At 66.1% G+C, this 14,002-nt stretch carries 18 protein-coding genes; 6 read left to right on the top strand and 12 right to left on the bottom strand.

Annotation, left to right across the window (positions count from 1 at the left end; translation table 11 throughout):
* Nucleotides 1-82: 82 nt before the first annotated feature.
* Nucleotides 83-454 (bottom strand): hypothetical protein, encoded by a 372-nt coding sequence (locus ICG51_RS08415; RefSeq protein WP_190279945.1) that lies wholly within the window; start codon nt 452-454, stop codon nt 83-85.
* Between the two features lie 201 nt (nt 455-655).
* On the opposite strand from ICG51_RS08415, the gene ICG51_RS08410 reads away from it, so the two are divergent.
* Nucleotides 656-958, top strand: coding sequence for a hypothetical protein (locus ICG51_RS08410; RefSeq protein ID WP_190279944.1), 303 nt, complete (start codon nt 656-658; stop codon nt 956-958).
* Nucleotides 959-976: 18 nt separating this feature from the next.
* On the opposite strand, the gene ICG51_RS08405 is transcribed toward ICG51_RS08410, so the two are convergent.
* The 3 genes from ICG51_RS08405 to ICG51_RS08395 form a co-directional block, all read right to left on the bottom strand.
* A complete protein-coding gene (locus tag ICG51_RS08405) occupies nt 977-1,714 on the bottom strand; it encodes a hypothetical protein (protein WP_190279943.1) in 738 nt (245 codons plus the stop codon).
* Nucleotides 1,715-1,790: 76 nt separating this feature from the next.
* Nucleotides 1,791-2,144, bottom strand: coding sequence for an FKBP-type peptidyl-prolyl cis-trans isomerase (locus ICG51_RS08400; protein ID WP_190279942.1), 354 nt, complete (start codon nt 2,142-2,144; stop codon nt 1,791-1,793).
* 132 nt (nt 2,145-2,276) lie between these two features.
* Complete coding sequence (locus ICG51_RS08395; protein WP_190279941.1) at nt 2,277-2,606, bottom strand: DUF6122 family protein; 330 nt, start codon at nt 2,604-2,606, stop codon at nt 2,277-2,279.
* A 185-nt stretch (nt 2,607-2,791) separates the two neighbouring features.
* On the opposite strand from ICG51_RS08395, the gene ICG51_RS08390 reads away from it, so the two are divergent.
* Nucleotides 2,792-3,634 (top strand): DUF6159 family protein, encoded by an 843-nt coding sequence (locus tag ICG51_RS08390; RefSeq protein WP_190279940.1) that lies wholly within the window; start codon nt 2,792-2,794, stop codon nt 3,632-3,634.
* Nucleotides 3,635-3,800: 166 nt separating this feature from the next.
* Here ICG51_RS08390 and ICG51_RS08385 read toward each other — a convergent pair whose 3' ends face one another.
* Entirely contained in the window at nt 3,801-4,274 is a 474-nt protein-coding gene (locus ICG51_RS08385; RefSeq protein ID WP_190279939.1) for a hypothetical protein, read from the bottom strand.
* Nucleotides 4,275-4,538: 264 nt separating this feature from the next.
* Between ICG51_RS08385 and ICG51_RS08380 the strand changes: the two genes are divergently transcribed.
* Nucleotides 4,539-4,973, top strand: a complete 435-nt coding sequence (locus ICG51_RS08380) for a type 1 glutamine amidotransferase domain-containing protein (RefSeq protein WP_190279938.1) — start codon at nt 4,539-4,541, stop codon at nt 4,971-4,973.
* 23 nt (nt 4,974-4,996) lie between these two features.
* On the opposite strand, the gene ICG51_RS08375 is transcribed toward ICG51_RS08380, so the two are convergent.
* Both ICG51_RS08375 and ICG51_RS08370 read right to left on the bottom strand, forming a co-directional pair.
* Nucleotides 4,997-5,815, bottom strand: a complete 819-nt coding sequence (locus ICG51_RS08375; RefSeq protein WP_223809406.1) for an IS3 family transposase — start codon at nt 5,813-5,815, stop codon at nt 4,997-4,999.
* On the bottom strand, nt 5,815-6,129 hold the full coding sequence (locus ICG51_RS08370; RefSeq protein WP_180883440.1) for a DUF1153 domain-containing protein: 315 nt from the start codon (nt 6,127-6,129) through the stop codon (nt 5,815-5,817). The genes ICG51_RS08375 and ICG51_RS08370 overlap by 1 nt, the downstream gene beginning before the upstream one ends.
* Before the next feature lie 52 nt (nt 6,130-6,181).
* Between ICG51_RS08370 and ICG51_RS08365 the strand changes: the two genes are divergently transcribed.
* The gene (locus ICG51_RS08365) at nt 6,182-6,313 is read left to right on the top strand and encodes a hypothetical protein (RefSeq protein WP_223809405.1); all 132 of its coding nucleotides are present in this window, start codon (nt 6,182-6,184) and stop codon (nt 6,311-6,313) included.
* A 152-nt stretch (nt 6,314-6,465) separates the two neighbouring features.
* On the opposite strand, the gene ICG51_RS08360 is transcribed toward ICG51_RS08365, so the two are convergent.
* The 5 genes from ICG51_RS08360 to ICG51_RS08340 all read right to left on the bottom strand — a co-directional run bounded on the left by ICG51_RS08360 (nt 6,466) and on the right by ICG51_RS08340 (nt 11,591).
* Nucleotides 6,466-6,699: a hypothetical protein gene (locus ICG51_RS08360; RefSeq protein ID WP_190279937.1), complete on the bottom strand. Its 234-nt coding sequence runs from the start codon at nt 6,697-6,699 to the stop codon at nt 6,466-6,468.
* 124 nt (nt 6,700-6,823) lie between these two features.
* A complete protein-coding gene (locus ICG51_RS08355) occupies nt 6,824-7,816 on the bottom strand; it encodes a hypothetical protein (protein WP_190279936.1) in 993 nt (330 codons plus the stop codon).
* Nucleotides 7,817-7,870: 54 nt separating this feature from the next.
* The gene (locus ICG51_RS08350) at nt 7,871-8,644 is read right to left on the bottom strand and encodes an NrdJb (protein WP_190279935.1); all 774 of its coding nucleotides are present in this window, start codon (nt 8,642-8,644) and stop codon (nt 7,871-7,873) included.
* Between the two features lie 80 nt (nt 8,645-8,724).
* Nucleotides 8,725-9,342: a histone H1-like repetitive region-containing protein gene (locus tag ICG51_RS08345; RefSeq protein WP_190279934.1), complete on the bottom strand. Its 618-nt coding sequence runs from the start codon at nt 9,340-9,342 to the stop codon at nt 8,725-8,727.
* 98 nt (nt 9,343-9,440) lie between these two features.
* On the bottom strand, nt 9,441-11,591 hold the full coding sequence (locus ICG51_RS08340; RefSeq protein WP_190279933.1) for an adenosylcobalamin-dependent ribonucleoside-diphosphate reductase: 2,151 nt from the start codon (nt 11,589-11,591) through the stop codon (nt 9,441-9,443).
* 558 nt (nt 11,592-12,149) lie between these two features.
* Between ICG51_RS08340 and ICG51_RS08335 the strand changes: the two genes are divergently transcribed.
* Both ICG51_RS08335 and ICG51_RS08330 read left to right on the top strand, forming a co-directional pair.
* Complete coding sequence (locus tag ICG51_RS08335) at nt 12,150-13,580, top strand: Do family serine endopeptidase (protein ID WP_190279932.1); 1,431 nt, start codon at nt 12,150-12,152, stop codon at nt 13,578-13,580.
* A gap of 63 nt (nt 13,581-13,643) precedes the next feature.
* Nucleotides 13,644-14,000 carry a hypothetical protein gene (locus ICG51_RS08330; protein WP_190279931.1) on the top strand — a complete coding sequence of 119 codons (357 nt, stop codon included), beginning with the start codon at nt 13,644-13,646 and terminating at the stop codon, nt 13,998-14,000.
* Nucleotides 14,001-14,002: the final 2 nt, after the last annotated feature.

The following is a 14,002-nucleotide window of genomic DNA, read 5'->3' as shown; positions in this document are numbered from 1 at the left end:
GCCTGCCCCCCTGTTGCTGACGGAGGCAACGGAGGCGCCCGCAGGCGGCCTCCGCTGACAGCAGCCGCGCGGCAGGCGCGGCTTATTCGGCGTCGATGTCGACGCGCACGCCCTGCACGGTGTTCTCGATCACGGTCACCGCGAAATCGCGCTCGCCCTCGCGCTTCTTCACCAGTACATCCTCGCCGTCGTCCACTTCCACGCTGTAGCGGTTGCTGGCCACCATCTGCAGCGCGGTGCCGATGTCGCGCGCCACGGCGTTCTCGGCGCGGCCGGCGGCGACCTGGGTGGTGGCGCGGATCGGCTCGCCCTTCTCCGGCGCCACCTGCACCACGATCTGGCCGGCGCTTTCGGCATTGCCGCTGATCTCCAGCCGCCACTTGTTCTGCAGGCCATCGGCATGGGCCGCGCAGGCAGACAGCGCCAGGCTGGTTGCAAGGATCCATCGACGCATGGGTTGCTCCTTTCCGGGGGGATGGAGGCCAGCGATAACGGCGCCGTCGTGAGCAGGCGGTGAAACATCGGCGCGCTGGCTGCAAAGCATTCAGCCTGTCGCGCAATCCCAACCGCAGCTGTCCGGCGCGCGGACTTGCTCACGCCGCGTGCACAACGGGCGCACGGACACTTGGCGCATGACCCCACCGGAGCCGCGCAGATGGACCACGGCACCCGCTGCATCGAAGACACCGGCATGGACGCCGACCTGACCGCACTGGACGCGCTGGAACTGGACATGCCCGCACTGCAGGCGCGTGCCAACAACCTGTTTGCGCTGGCCACCGCGTGGGCCGAGCGCCACGACGCCATCATCGCGGCCACGCCCGCGGCCTCGCTGGGCGTGGTCGAGGCGCGCCTGCGCCGCATGGGAATCCGCTGGGGCATGGTCCCGGGCGCACGCGTGACCGGGCAGTTCCCGGCGCTGCCGGCGATGGGTGTCCCGGAGGCAAAGACCCGCTGAGGGCAACACGATCGAAGGTCAGAGGAACGTGCCGGCTACCGGCGTTTCCAGCTTCGCTTCGGGACACATGTCGGTGTAGCGGTCGAACAGCTCCGCAACCTCCGGCGGCGCTTGCAGCTGACCTGATAGGTCACCCGTCTGGAAAGTGATCGGCACGTTGTCGCGGCACGCAATCGGCGCGCCCTCGAACGTGTGCGGCACCGACCACTTCGCCATCGCTTCGCGCGAGGCGACATCCAGGCGCTCATAAACCCGGTCGACCTTGCCGGGATACACCAGCTCGACCTCGATTGGCTTGCCCGCCGCGTCGTACAGCACCGCATACACCAGCACTGCATTGACGCCGCTGCGCATCAGCTCGGGCGGGAAGCGCGGCGGCGACATCGGCGTTTTTTCCGTCCGCCGTACGATCAGGGCGGGTTTCTCCTGCTTGCCCACCCCGAGGATGCGGAAGGCGAAGCTGCTTTCTGCCACCGGCACGATTTCCAGCTTGATCGACTGCGACACCGGCGCCGCCACCGCCTTGCCCTGCCATTGCAGGGGCGTGTAGCGCCACGTTGCGACCCGGCGCCGGATCATTGCCTGCAGGTTTTCCGCCAGTGCCGCATCCGGCTGGATGTCGGCCAGCGTGCCGTCGGCCTGCACCGTGGCGCTGAAGTCGAACCGCACCAGCTGCGGCTTGGCCGGTGGCTTCGCCGCCTGCGCCATACCCGTCCACCCCACGATGCCGCCCACCAGCGCGGCGCACAGTTTCATCCGCATTTGCACTCTCCCCGGAATGGCGCCGCCCGCGAAGGCAGGCGGCGCACGGGATCAGACCGCCCCGTGGCGCTTACGCGCCCAGCAGTTCCACCTCGAACTTCAGCGTGGCGTTCGGCGGAATCACGCCGCCGGCGCCGCGCGCGCCGTAGCCCAGGTTGGGCGGGATGATCAGGGTGCGGGTGCCGCCTTCCTTCATGCCCTGCACGCCTTCGTCCCAGCCGCTGATGACCATGCCACCACCGAGCGGGAAGATGAAGGGCTCGCCGCGGTCCTTGCTGGAGTCGAACTTGGCACCCTGCTCGCCGTTCTCGTACAGCCAGCCGGTGTAGTGCACGGTGACATTGCGGCCGGGCCTGGCCTCGGCGCCGCTGCCAACAACGGTGTCTTCGAACTGCAGCCCGGAGGCGGTGGTGGTGAAAGCCATGGTGATTCCTTTCAGTGGTGTTGAGCCAGGCGGCAGTGTAGCGGGCGGCAAGCCACGGGTGAGCCCGCGCGGCGCGATCGATGAGCCCGCGGCTGGCGCGCCTGGAAGCGGCGGAAACCGTGCGGTTTGCGCTCACCGCATCAGCAGGCAGTCCAGCGCATCCAGCGCGATATGGATCAGCAGGCCGATGCCCACCAGCCGGGTGGCGCGCGGCACCGCCAGCGCACCGTACACGGCGATGGCCGGCGCGGTGTGCAGCGGGTGGAAGCCGATGCTGCACCGCCCCGGCGCGTAGATGGGGTCGGCCAGCAGGTGGTCGATGTCGATCAGCCAGCCCAGCAGCAGCAAGCCCCAGGCGCGGCGGAAGCCGATGGTCTTGCCCGAGCCGCGATAGACCGCCCACGCCACCAGCGCGGGAACGGCGGCGTGCAGCAGCAGGTGCATGAGAGCGCGCAGGGACATGCAGGGAATCGGGCGAGGCGTGGCGCCCTAGGGTACGGCGTGGCGGCAGGGCGCGGGATGCGCAGGGAAACGGCGGGACTTGCCCACCTGCAAGACCTCCGCGCTGCCGCGGGAGGTCCGGCACCCGGTTTTTCCGGGCGCATACCGCATACTGCGCGCCTCTATCCCTGCATCCGGAGACGGCCGTGTTCGAACGCTTTTCCCGCAGTTGGGGCCTCATCAAGGCCAGTGCCGGCGTGCTGGCCCAGGACAAGGAGCTGCTGGTGTTCCCGCTGCTGTCCGCGATCTGCGCGCTGGTCGTGGCGGCGGCGTTCGTGCTGCCGGCGCTCGGCCTGGGCGCGCTGGACGGCCTGGGCAACGGCGGCGTGCCGCTGGCCACCTACCTGCTGGCGTTCCTGTTCTACCTGGCCCAGTACTTCGTGATCTTCTTCTTCAACTCCGCGCTGGTGGGCGCGGCGATGATCCGGCTGGACGGCGGCGACCCGACCCTGCGCGACGGCCTGCGCATCGCCGCCGGCAAGGCCCTGCCGATCCTGGGCTATGCCGCCATCGCCGCGACCGTGGGCATGGTGCTGCGCGCGCTGCAGGAACGCTCGGGCCTCATCGGCAAGCTGGTCTCCGGCGCGCTGGGCGTGGCCTGGACGCTGGCCAGCTTCCTCGTCGTGCCGGTGCTGGTGACGCGCAACATCGGCCCCATCGAGGCGGTGAAGGAAAGCGCGCAGCTGCTGAAGAAGACCTGGGGCGAGAACCTGATCGGCCAAGGCGGCGTGGGCCTAGTGTTCGGCCTGCTCTACGTGGGGCTGGCCATCGCGGGCGTGGTGACCATCGTCGCCGCCGCGACGACCGGCAATGGCGTGCTGATCGGACTGGCCGTGGCTGCCGTCATCTCCGTGCTGCTGCTGGCCGCACTGATCCAGGCGGCCCTGTCGGGCATCTACTCGGCGGCGCTGTATCGATACGTCACCGGCGCGGGCAGCAGCCAAGGCTTCGATGCGCAGCTGCTGGGGCAGGCGTTCCGGGTGAAGTAAGTGGGCGGACGCCCTGCCCGAACACAGGCAGGGCGGGCTGTCCCGCCGTGCATGAAAAGCCGACCCTGACCCGGGTTCCACACATCCATTTCAGGCTTCTTTTGCCTGCGACGGGCACAAGGGCGGGGCAAGCCGCCTGCCGGAAAACCAACCCGACCTGCGCCGCTCAATCCCTGCAGTAGCCCTCGCCCGGCTTGACCGTCAGGCAGTCCTGCTTGCCCGCCAGATACTTCAGCCCGGTCGCCTCGCCATCGGTATGCACGGCGCTTTCGGCAACACCGTTGCGCATGAAGCGCAGGCCTTCGGCAGTCACCGAGCCATCGAACCTGCCCTTGTTGTCGAGGTCCCACTGCATGTCGAGGGTGACGCCGCCACCCGGCTTCGACGCCACCACCAGATACATGCCCTCCACCCCGGTCCAGCGGCCGAGGTAGCTCGCCTCCGCCTGCGCGCCATCCGATGCCGGCGGCGCGGCGGGCGCAGGCGTGGCATCCGCGTCGTCGTGGGCAGGCATCGGATCGGCGGACGGCGCAGTGACCGCAGCGGGTTGCTCCGCCGGCGCAGGCGCATCGCCTGCCGGCTGGCGATCGGAACAGGCAGCAAGCGCCGCAACGACGAACAGCAGGGGAAGTGCCTTCACGATGGACTCCGTTGGCTGCGCCAGGAACTGGCGTGCTTGCAGCCTACGGATGCGGGCGTTGAGGTGGCGTGGTTGTGCACGTCTACAGGGAAGCGACCTGACGGCCTCTTGCGTTGGGTTAAGCGAACCTGACCCCGTTATTGCCTTTGCATCAGCGCGCCTGAGCGCGCCCTGTTTGCCGTTTTTCTAACGTGATGGTCACCAGGCGGCTACTGCGCCTGCGGCAAGCTGGCCCTCCTTCCCCTCCCCCAAGCAGGAGTTCCCATGGCCAACACCTTGCGCGGCAAGACCATCGCCATCCTCGCCACCGACGGCTTCGAGCAGGTCGAAATGACCGAGCCCAAACGCGCCGTCGAGGAGGCGGGCGCCACCACGCGCCTGCTCTCGCTGAAGACCGGCGAGATTCAGGGCATGCACCACGACAAGAAGGGCGACACCTTCAAGGTGGACGGCCGCGTGGCCGATGCCCGCATCGACGAATTCGACGGCCTGCTCCTGCCCGGCGGCGTCGCCAACCCGGACGCGCTGCGCATGGACAAGGCCGCGGTGGACTTCGTGCGCGACTTCGCCAACAGCGGCAAGCCGATCGGCGTGATCTGCCACGGCCCTTGGGTAATGGTCGAAGCCGATGTGGTGCGCGGCCGCAGGATGACGTCCTGGCCCAGCGTGCGCACCGACCTGCGCAACGCAGGCGTGTAATGACCCAGCGGTTTCTGCACAGGTCAGGCTGCTAAAGCATAGGCCTCAGCAGGCGTCTTCATGCCCAGCGCCTGATGCGGACGCCGGTGGTTGTAGAACTGGATCCAGTCGCCGATCACCCGGATCGCGTGCTGCTGGCTCTCGAAGCGATGGCGGTGTGCACACTGCTCCTTCAGCGTGCGGATGACACGCTCGACCATGCCGTTTTGCTGCGGGCAATGCGGCGTGATGAACTCCTGCTGCAAGCCATAGCTGCGCACCAGCCGCGTGTAGTGGCGGCTGGTGAACACCAATCCATTGTCCGAGCGCAGCAGGAACGGCACGGGGACGCGCCCGAGCGTGCCGTAGCGGGTGATCAAGGCTTGCTCCAGGGCCACAGCGGCCGTGCTGGCCTTGCCGCTCCGCGAGAGCTGCCAGCCCAGCAACTGACGGGTGTGGCAATCGATGACGAGGGCCAGCGTCAGCCACCCATCCCGGCCGCCCCAGATGCGGCACAGATCGGTGGCCCAACGCTCATCGGGCCCCTGCGCGACCGATGGCAAGGCTTGGATGCGGGGCCGCCGACCCACCGCACGCTTGCGGACCTGCCAACCCTTGAGCTGGAAGATCCGTTGCACCGTGTTCTTGTTCATGCCCAGAAGTCCGGCCACCGTGCGGTAGCCGAACGATGGCTCCTCTTCGATCAGCGCCTTGATGGGATCCGCCAGCGCCGGTTTGACCGTCGGCGGCGCCTTCGTCGGCCGGTAATACACCGTACGCCGCGCCACCCCGAACCACCGGCACAACTTCACCATCGAGACCTCAAAGCCCTCCGCACGCAGTCCCTGCTGGATCGATAGCATCAGCTCTCGTCCTTGCCCAACAGGGACGCCAATTTTTTTCTGGCGCGCAGCTCCAGCATCGCCTCGCCATAGGCTTCCTGAAGCTCCTTGAGCTGCCGCTCGTACTGCTCCCGCACATCCTCGGGCTTCGCTCGCAGGGCGTTCTCCATGCCGCGCTTGGCGTCATCAACCCAGCTCTCGATCTCCGACGGCGTTAGATCGAACTGCCGGCTCGACTCGGCCACCGTCGTCTTCCCTTGGATGATCTCCAGCACCAACGCCGACTTCCGCCGCGCCGTCCAACGCTTGATCTCTTCTTCCATCACTTGGCTCATCGTGCTCTCCGTGAAAAGGTAGCACCTGAGCAGGAAATCACTGGGTCATTACATGGACGCCGAGGTGGTCACCGACCGCGGCATCGTCTCCAGCCGCAAGCCCGACGACCTGCCGGCGTTCTGCCGCAAGATCGTGGAGGAGTTCGCCGAGGGCAATCACGCCGAGCGCCGCTCCGCGGCGTGAGGTCGTCAACGCGTTGGGTGACGTGAACCTGGCCCAGTTTCCCAGAGCCTGATCCGTGCCCCTCAATCCCTGCAGTAGCCCTCGCCCGGCTTGACCGTCAGGCAGTCCTGCTTGCCCGCGATGTAATGACCCAGTGATTTCCTGCTCAGGTGCTACCTTTTCACGGAGAGCACGATGAGCCAAGTGATGGAAGAAGAGATCAAGCGTTGGACGGCGCGGCGGAAGTCGGCGTTGGCACCGGCATCGTTGTGCGCAGGTACGGTTCCGGTTGCCGGCGGCGTGGTGGCCGCATGGTCTTCAGCCGGCGCGGGGGCATCGACTGCGGGCGCGCGATCAGAACAGGCAGCCAGCGCCGCCACGACGAACAGCAGGGGAAGTGCCTTCACAACGAACTCCCAGGGATTGGCGTTCGTGCAGCCTACGGACGCGGGCGTTGACGTGGCGTGGTGTGCCGCTTTGCAGGGAAGTGAACCTGACCCCGTTTCCTGCGTTTTTCGACCCGAGTTTTCTCTACCCCGTACCGCCCTTTATTCCCGTTGTCGTCTTGATAATCTCAAGCACTTTTGAATCAGAATCCCCACTAGATTCGTTTCGCAAGTACCCACTCTGAGGCTGATTAAATATTGAACGAGTGGTCTCGATCAACACAGCATCGCGCACGGTTTCGTTTTCTGTGGCAGCAGTAAAGGCTTGGAATGTTTTCAGCGCGTGAGCCTTAAAACGGCTAACTGCTGCCTGATGCTTACTGGCTTTGTAATTTCCAGCGCACCAAGCAGTTGCTGCTGCGAAGATGGCCAGTATTACGATCTTCGAGATTGCAAACTGGACCAGCCCAATCTCGTCAAGATTTGGCCTAAAAAATAAGAACAATGCAGCGACAAGAAGCGTGATTACCGCAGACCACGTCGCCCTCGTCAGCCACACACCCGCTTCGGCTTCTCGCGCAGTGGAGTCACTGAGGAAGTCTTCAGTAAAAGAAGCAACGCCCGCTTCCGCGGCGGCATCTCTGGTGGCTTTGACGATTGCTGCGATTTCTTTCCTCTGTTCCTCGGCATAGCCTACGAAGCCATCTCTCGTCGTCTCTGCGCTGGCAACCGATCCAGTGATCTTAGCTAGCTGCTCTGGGATGTCCCCTTTCAGATACGCAAGAAACGGGATCCAGTTGTGAGCGGTCGAATATAGATTTTCGTGCTGCGCCTTCAAATTATTGACGATCTCGTCGCGCGATCCAGGCGTTCCGCCATTAGTGAGATCAAATTGATTATTACGCTCAAGCCATGTTGCAGCCGAGTCCAATGCGCTTGCAATGGTTGAAATTGCGTTGGCAGGGAGTCTTTCTATCGGCAGGTCGTTGAGTAGTGAAGCGATTTCGAAGATCGCATCGATGTCGGTCGCCGCAGTGCTGAAATTAATAGCGCCCCAGTCAGACCGAGACACTAGGCGGCTCTTGTCATATCCAAGAACTTTGGTAATTGACGCCCGAAGCTTTGTCGAGTCAGCCATCTCCCCCCCGTTTCCAAAATTGCTGCCCGGCTCACACTTCGAGTCAGGACTCCATCACCCGCACTTCGAATACCCACAATTCAAACAAGTCGCACACCCATCCATCAGCACCAGCGCCTTGGTGCTGCACTTGTGGCACATGGTCGCGGTGGGCGGGAAGGTGGCGCCCTCGCCGGTGACTTCGATGTCTTCCGGGTGGTCTGCTGCGCTGCTGGTCAGCGCGGCGGCGCCGCCGTCAGCGTTTTTTTTTGAGCGCTCTTCGAACTGCTTGCGCTTCTCGGCGATCAGCGCGCGCTGGTGGTCGCTCATCTCCGGGTCGTGCAGCATGCCGATGGACTTCAGGTGGTCTTCGACGATGCTGCCCAGCTCCGCTACCAGCGACGGCATGTACACGCCGCCGGCCTTGAAGTAGCCGCCGCGCGGGTCGAACACGGCCTTCATCTCGTCGACGATGAAGGTGACGTCGCCGCCCTTGCGGAACACGGCGGACATGATGCGGGTAAGCGCCACGATCCACTGGAAATGCTCCATCGACTTGGAGTTGATGAAGATCTCGAACGGGCGGCGGTGTTCGTGCTCGTTGCCGGCGTTGAGCACGATGTCGTTGATGGTCACGTACATGGCGTGCTCCACCAGCGGCGACTTGATCTTGTAGGTGCTGCCGATCAGGACTTCCGGGCGCTCGATGCGCTCGTGCATCTGGATGACGTTGTCTTCGGGCGCGGCGGCGGCCGGCGCGGGTTCCGCGGCCCTAGCGCTTTCCTTTGCCTTGTCGTCCGGGGTGACGACGGCGTAGCCCTTGATTTTCTTTTCGATCCTGACGGTCATGGTCCTGACTCTGGTTGTCTGCGTGCGTTGCGTGCGGGATGCGCGCCACGCCCGGCGTGCCGGGCGGGCGCAGGACAGGCTTACTTCCGGGCGGTCTTCTTGGCCGCTTTCTTCATTGCTTTCTTGGCAGGCGCTTTCTTGGCGACCGCCTTCTTCGCAGGTGCCTTCTTGGCGACGGCCTTCTTGGCAACGGCCTTCTTCGCAGGCGCCTTCTTGGCCACCTTCTTTGCCGGTGCCTTCTTGGCCGGAGCCTTCTTCGCGACGGCCTTCTTCGCCGCCGGCTTCCGGGCTACCGCCTTCTTCGCGGCCGCCTTCTTTGCCGGTGCCTTCTTAGCGGGCGCCTTCTTGGCAGCGGCCTTCTTCGCCGCGGGCTTCTTGGCAACCGCCTTGTTCGCGGCCTTCTTCGCCGCAGGCTTCTTGCCGGCCACCTTCTTCTTCAGGCTGGCCACTTCCTTCTTGGCATCCTTGCTGGCGGCTTCGAGCTTCTTCTTGGCCACGGCCACGGTCTTGGTGACCGCCTTCTTCGCCTTGGCCACTTCGGTCTTCACTTTCTTCTCCGCGGACTTGGCGGCTTTCTTCGCCTTGGCCACGGTGGCGCTGGCAGTGCTGGCGACTGCGCCGCCGACTTCGACAACCTTCTCTTTCGCAGTTTCAACGGCATCCGACAGCGTCGCCGTCACTCCATCTCCATTGCTCATGTGCCCTCCGGGGCGTGGGTTGGTGGGTACAACAGCGCGATCCTATACCCGGCCGCGCGCGCGTGCAGTGATTGCCGCGCGCGCCGTTGGCCGGCCCGTCAGAACTTGCCGTAATACCCTTCCTTGAGGGCGTCGAAGAGGTTGGCCGCGGTGTGGATTTCGCCGTCGTATTCGATCTGCTCGTTGCCCTTCACCTCCACCACCTGGCCGTCTTCCAGTTCGAAGCGGTAGGTGGTGTTCTCCAGGTCGGCTTCCTTCACCAGCACGCCCTGGAAGGCGGCGGGGTTGAAGCGGAAGGTGGTGCAGCCCTTCAGGCCCTGCTGGTAGGCGTAGCGGTAGATGTCCTTGAAGTCCTCGTACGGGTAATCCGTGGGGACGTTCGCGGTCTTGGAGATCGAGCTGTCCACCCACTTCTGCGCCGCTGCCTGCACGTCCACGTGCTCCTTCGGGCTGATGTCGTCGGCGGCGATGAAGTAATCCGGCAGCTTGGCGGCGGCGTCCTCGGCGTAGGGCATGGCCTTCGGGTTGACCAGCTCGCGGTAGGCCAGCAGCTCGAAGGAGAACACGTCGACCTTTTCCTTGGTCTTCTTGCCTTCGCGGATCACGTTGCGGCTGTAGTGGTGGGCGAAGCTGGGCTCGATGCCGTTGGAGGCGTTGTTGGCCAGGCTCAGCGAGATGGTGCCGGTGGGCGCGATGGAGCTGTGGTGGGTGAAGCGGGCGCCGGTTTCGGCCAGTTCCGCCACCAGTTCCGGCGCCACCTCGGCGACCTTCTGCATGTAGCGCGAATAGCGCGCGTGCAGGGCCTTGCCGGCGATCTTCTGGCCGACCTTCCAGCCGTCCTTCTTCATCTCCGGGCGCTTGCGCAGCATCTCGGCGGTGACGTCGAAGGTCTCCTCCATGATCGGCGCCGGGCCCTTTTCCTTGGCCAGCGCCAGACCGGTTTCCCAGCCGGCCACGGCCATGTCGCGGGCGATGCGCTCGGTGAACTCGCAGGACTCCTTGCTGCCGTACTTCATCTTCAGCATGGTCATGGTGCTGCCCAGGCCCAGGAAGCCCATGCCGTGGCGGCGCTTGCGCATGATCTCGTCACGCTGCTGCTGCAGCGGCAGGCCGTTGACCTCGACCACGTTGTCCAGCATGCGGGTGAACACGCGCACCACTTCCTTGTATTCCTCCCAGTCGAACGTGGCCTGGTCGGTGAAGGGATGCTTGACGAACTTGGTCAGGTTGACCGAACCCAGCAGGCAGGCGCCGTAGGGCGGCAGCGGCTGCTCGCCGCAGGGGTTGGTGGCGCGGATGGTCTCGCACCACCAGTTGTTGTTCATCTCGTTGACCTTGTCGATCAGGATGAACCCCGGCTCGGCGTAGTCGTACGTCGAGACCATGATCATGTCCCACAGGTGGCGGGCGCGGATGTGGCCGTAGATCTTGCAGGCCACCAGCCCGTCCTCGCGGGCGATGTAGTTGCGGTGGGTGGGCCATTCGCGCCAGACCACCTGCTCCGGATCGTCCAGGTCGATCTCGCCCTTTTCCTTGATGTTCACCGGGAACACCAGCGGCCAGTCGGCGTCGTTCTCCACCGCCTGCATGAAGCCGTCGGTGATCAGCAGGGACAGGTTGAACTGGCGCAGCCGGCCGTCCTCGCGCTTGGCGCGGATGAAGTCCTTCACGTCCGGATGGCTGACGTCGAACGTGCCCATCTGCGCGCCACGGCGGCCGCCGGCGGAGGACACGGTGAAGCACATCTTGTCGTAGATATCCATGAAGGACATCGGGCCGGAGGTGTAGGCGCCGGCGCCGGCGACGAACGCGCCGCGCGGACGCAGCGTGCTGAATTCGTAGCCGATGCCGCAGCCGGCCTTCAGGGTCAGGCCGGCTTCGTGGACCTTGTCCAGGATGCCGTCCATCGAGTCTTCGATGGTGCCGGAGACGGTGCAGTTGATCGTCGAGGTGGCGGGCTTGTGTTCCTGCGCGCCGGCGTTGGAGGTGATGCGGCCGGCCGGGATCGCGCCGCGGCGCAGCGCCCAAGTGAAACGCTCCTGCCAGTACTGCTGCAGCTCGGCGGTGGGCTCGGCTTCGGACAGCGCCTTGGCGACGCGTTTGTAGGTGCCGTCGATGTCGGCATCCAGCGGCGCCCCCTGCTTGGTCTTCAGGCGGTACTTCTTGTCCCAGATGTCCACCGACGCCGGCTGCATCGGAATGTCCTGATTTGCGTCCGTGGTCACCGCTTCAAGCCTCGCCGTGCTCATGCCCTTCGACTCTCCTGTCTTTATAGACCCGCCAGCTGGCGGATCCGTTGCCCGTGCCCCGCCCCCGGCTTCCGACGGGGGCGACGATGCAGGCCGCGCGGGGCGCGCAGCCTGCAGCTTTCTCAATGTGATGGCGTTGCCGCCGGTTCTTGCTTCGTCACGCGCCGCTCCCCTGCCGACGTCGTTGCCCCGTATCCGGCGGCGCCCCTGCGCCACTAGCCTTGGGTTTTCCTGCAATCACGAACCACTAGATCTAGTGGCCCAACCCGATGGACGATAGCCACGCCCCCGGGCCAAGTCAACGCCAAAATTTGCGCCCGGAGGCTTGCGTTTCCGGGCGCCTAGCTGAGATCGCCCGGCAATGCGGGTTCCACGGCAAGCCACGGTTTCCAGCCGTGGAACTGAATGCGGAAATGTTGCAGCGCGGTGCATGGGCAGCGCCGGCAATGCCTCCCTGCCGCCCCCCCCGCCCGGGCCGCCTTCAGCCAGGATTGCGCGTGCCATCACGAGACTCGGCAATACTTGTCCCGTCACCAGCCTTGCCCCACGTATCACCGCATGAAGACCGCCACCAAGACCCTGCTCGCCCTGACCGCCGCCGCCGCGTTCGGCGGCTTTGCCGCCACCGGCCTGAACCTGATGCTGGAGCAGCCGGCTGCCGCCGCCCCGACCGCAAGCGCGGCGGTGCCGGCAGCCGCCGCGCTGCCGACCGCCGTCAACGGCACGCCGCTGCCGTCACTGGCACCGATGCTGAAGAAGGTGCTGCCGGCGGTGGTCAGCGTGAACACCAAGCAGCGGGTGCGGGTGAACACGCCGTTCGGCGATGACCCGGTGTTCCGCCGCATCTTCGGCATCCCGCAGGAGCGCATCGCGCAGTCGCTGGGGTCGGGCGTGATCATCGATGCGCAGCGCGGGCTGGTGCTGACCAACAACCACGTGGTCGAGGACGCCGACGAGGTGCAGGTCACGCTGGCCGACGGGCGCAGCCTGAAGGCGGAGTTCGTGGGCAACGACGCCGACACCGACATCGCGCTGATGCGCATCCCGGCGCAGAACCTCACCGCGATCCCGGTGGCGAACAGCGATGCGCTGCAGATCGGCGACTTCGTGGTCGCCATCGGCAACCCCTTCGGCGTCGGCCAGACCGTGACCAGCGGCATCGTCTCCGCGGTGGGCCGCAACAACCTGCCCGGCGCGGGCTACCAGAACTTCATCCAGACCGACGCCAGCATCAATCCCGGCAATTCCGGTGGCGCGCTGGTCAACCTCAACGGCGAGCTGGTGGGCATCAACACCGCCAGCTTCAACCCGCGCGGGTCGATGGCCGGCAACATCGGCCTGGGCTTCGCCATTCCCTCCAACCTGGCGAGCCGGATCAAGGACCAGCTGCTGGTCGGCGGCGTGGTCCGCCGCGGCACCCTGGGCATCGACACCCAGGACGTGGACGCGCGCATCGCCAAGGGCCTGGGCCTGGCCGAGGCGCGCGGCGCGGTGGTCACCCGCGTCTATCCCGGCTCGGCCGGCGGCGCGGCCGGACTGAAGGTGGGCGACGTGGTGGTGGCCGCCAACGGCCAGCCGGTGGACAACGCCGAGGCGCTGCGCAACTTCCAGGGCCTGCAGGCACCGGACGCGCGGGTGACCCTGGACGTGCTGCGCGAAGGCAAGCCGCTCAAGATCGCCAGCGGCCTGCGCGAGGCGCCGAAGGCGCTGGATGGCGGCCAGCTGGACGCGCGCCTGGCCGGCGCCAGCTTCGCCGAACTGCCGGAATCGCTGCGCCGCCAGGGCCTGGCCGGCGTGCTGGTGGAGAAGGTGGAGCGCGGCAGCCGCGCGCAGCAGAACTACCTGCAGCCCGGCGACGTGATCCTCACCGCCAGCAGCGGCGACTTCAGCGACCTCACCGGCTTCCGCGCCAGCCTGTCCCGCGGCAGCGACCAGCTGGTGCTGCAGGTGCTGCGCAACGGCCGCGCCTACAACGTGCCGATGCGCTGACACTTCCCTCACCGGAACGGTGCGACACTGCCTCTTCCCACTCCCAACGCGAGGATGCGTCAGATGAGCGAACACACCGATGCGGTCAAGAGCGGCCTGGGCGAAGCGGGCACGCACATCAAGCAGGCGGCCACCGCCGCCGGCGGTGCGGTCCGCAGCGCGGCGGCCGTGGCCGGGGACGAACTGCGGTTGGGCAAGGCGCAGATGAAGGCGGAACTCGCCGACGGCGCGCTGTCCGGCCTGGGCGCCGCCGAGCACCTGGGCGCTGCGGCCGGCGAGCAGGCCGGCGCGCTGATGGACAAGGGCCGCGACCTGCTGGACAGCGCCGCCGAACTGATCCGCGAGCGCCCGCTGGTGGCGTTCGGCGCGGCATTCGCTGCCGGCTGGATCATTTCCAGGCTCGGCCGCAGCGACAAGTAAGC

Origin of the sequence: Thermomonas sp. XSG, assembly GCF_014678725.1 — a bacterium.
Classification (GTDB): Bacteria; Pseudomonadota; Gammaproteobacteria; order Xanthomonadales; family Xanthomonadaceae; genus Thermomonas.
This window is presented reverse-complemented; position numbering and strand designations above follow the sequence as displayed.

Coding starts and splice junctions, on each gene's coding strand:
- ICG51_RS08415 (WP_190279945.1), bottom strand. CDS start 454: ATGCGTCGATGGATCCTTGCAACCAGCCTGGCGCTGTCTGCCTGCGCG.
- ICG51_RS08410 (WP_190279944.1), top strand. CDS start 656: ATGGACCACGGCACCCGCTGCATCGAAGACACCGGCATGGACGCCGAC.
- ICG51_RS08405 (WP_190279943.1), bottom strand. CDS start 1,714: ATGAAACTGTGCGCCGCGCTGGTGGGCGGCATCGTGGGGTGGACGGGT.
- ICG51_RS08400 (WP_190279942.1), bottom strand. CDS start 2,144: ATGGCTTTCACCACCACCGCCTCCGGGCTGCAGTTCGAAGACACCGTT.
- ICG51_RS08395 (WP_190279941.1), bottom strand. CDS start 2,606: ATGTCCCTGCGCGCTCTCATGCACCTGCTGCTGCACGCCGCCGTTCCC.
- ICG51_RS08380 (WP_190279938.1), top strand. CDS start 4,539: ATGGCCAACACCTTGCGCGGCAAGACCATCGCCATCCTCGCCACCGAC.
- ICG51_RS08375 (WP_223809406.1), bottom strand. CDS start 5,815: ATGCTATCGATCCAGCAGGGACTGCGTGCGGAGGGCTTTGAGGTCTCG.
- ICG51_RS08370 (WP_180883440.1), bottom strand. CDS start 6,129: ATGAGCCAAGTGATGGAAGAAGAGATCAAGCGTTGGACGGCGCGGCGG.
- ICG51_RS08365 (WP_223809405.1), top strand. CDS start 6,182: ATGGACGCCGAGGTGGTCACCGACCGCGGCATCGTCTCCAGCCGCAAG.
- ICG51_RS08355 (WP_190279936.1), bottom strand. CDS start 7,816: ATGGCTGACTCGACAAAGCTTCGGGCGTCAATTACCAAAGTTCTTGGA.
- ICG51_RS08350 (WP_190279935.1), bottom strand. CDS start 8,644: ATGACCGTCAGGATCGAAAAGAAAATCAAGGGCTACGCCGTCGTCACC.
- ICG51_RS08345 (WP_190279934.1), bottom strand. CDS start 9,342: ATGAGCAATGGAGATGGAGTGACGGCGACGCTGTCGGATGCCGTTGAA.
- ICG51_RS08340 (WP_190279933.1), bottom strand. CDS start 11,591: ATGAGCACGGCGAGGCTTGAAGCGGTGACCACGGACGCAAATCAGGAC.
- ICG51_RS08335 (WP_190279932.1), top strand. CDS start 12,150: ATGAAGACCGCCACCAAGACCCTGCTCGCCCTGACCGCCGCCGCCGCG.
- ICG51_RS08330 (WP_190279931.1), top strand. CDS start 13,644: ATGAGCGAACACACCGATGCGGTCAAGAGCGGCCTGGGCGAAGCGGGC.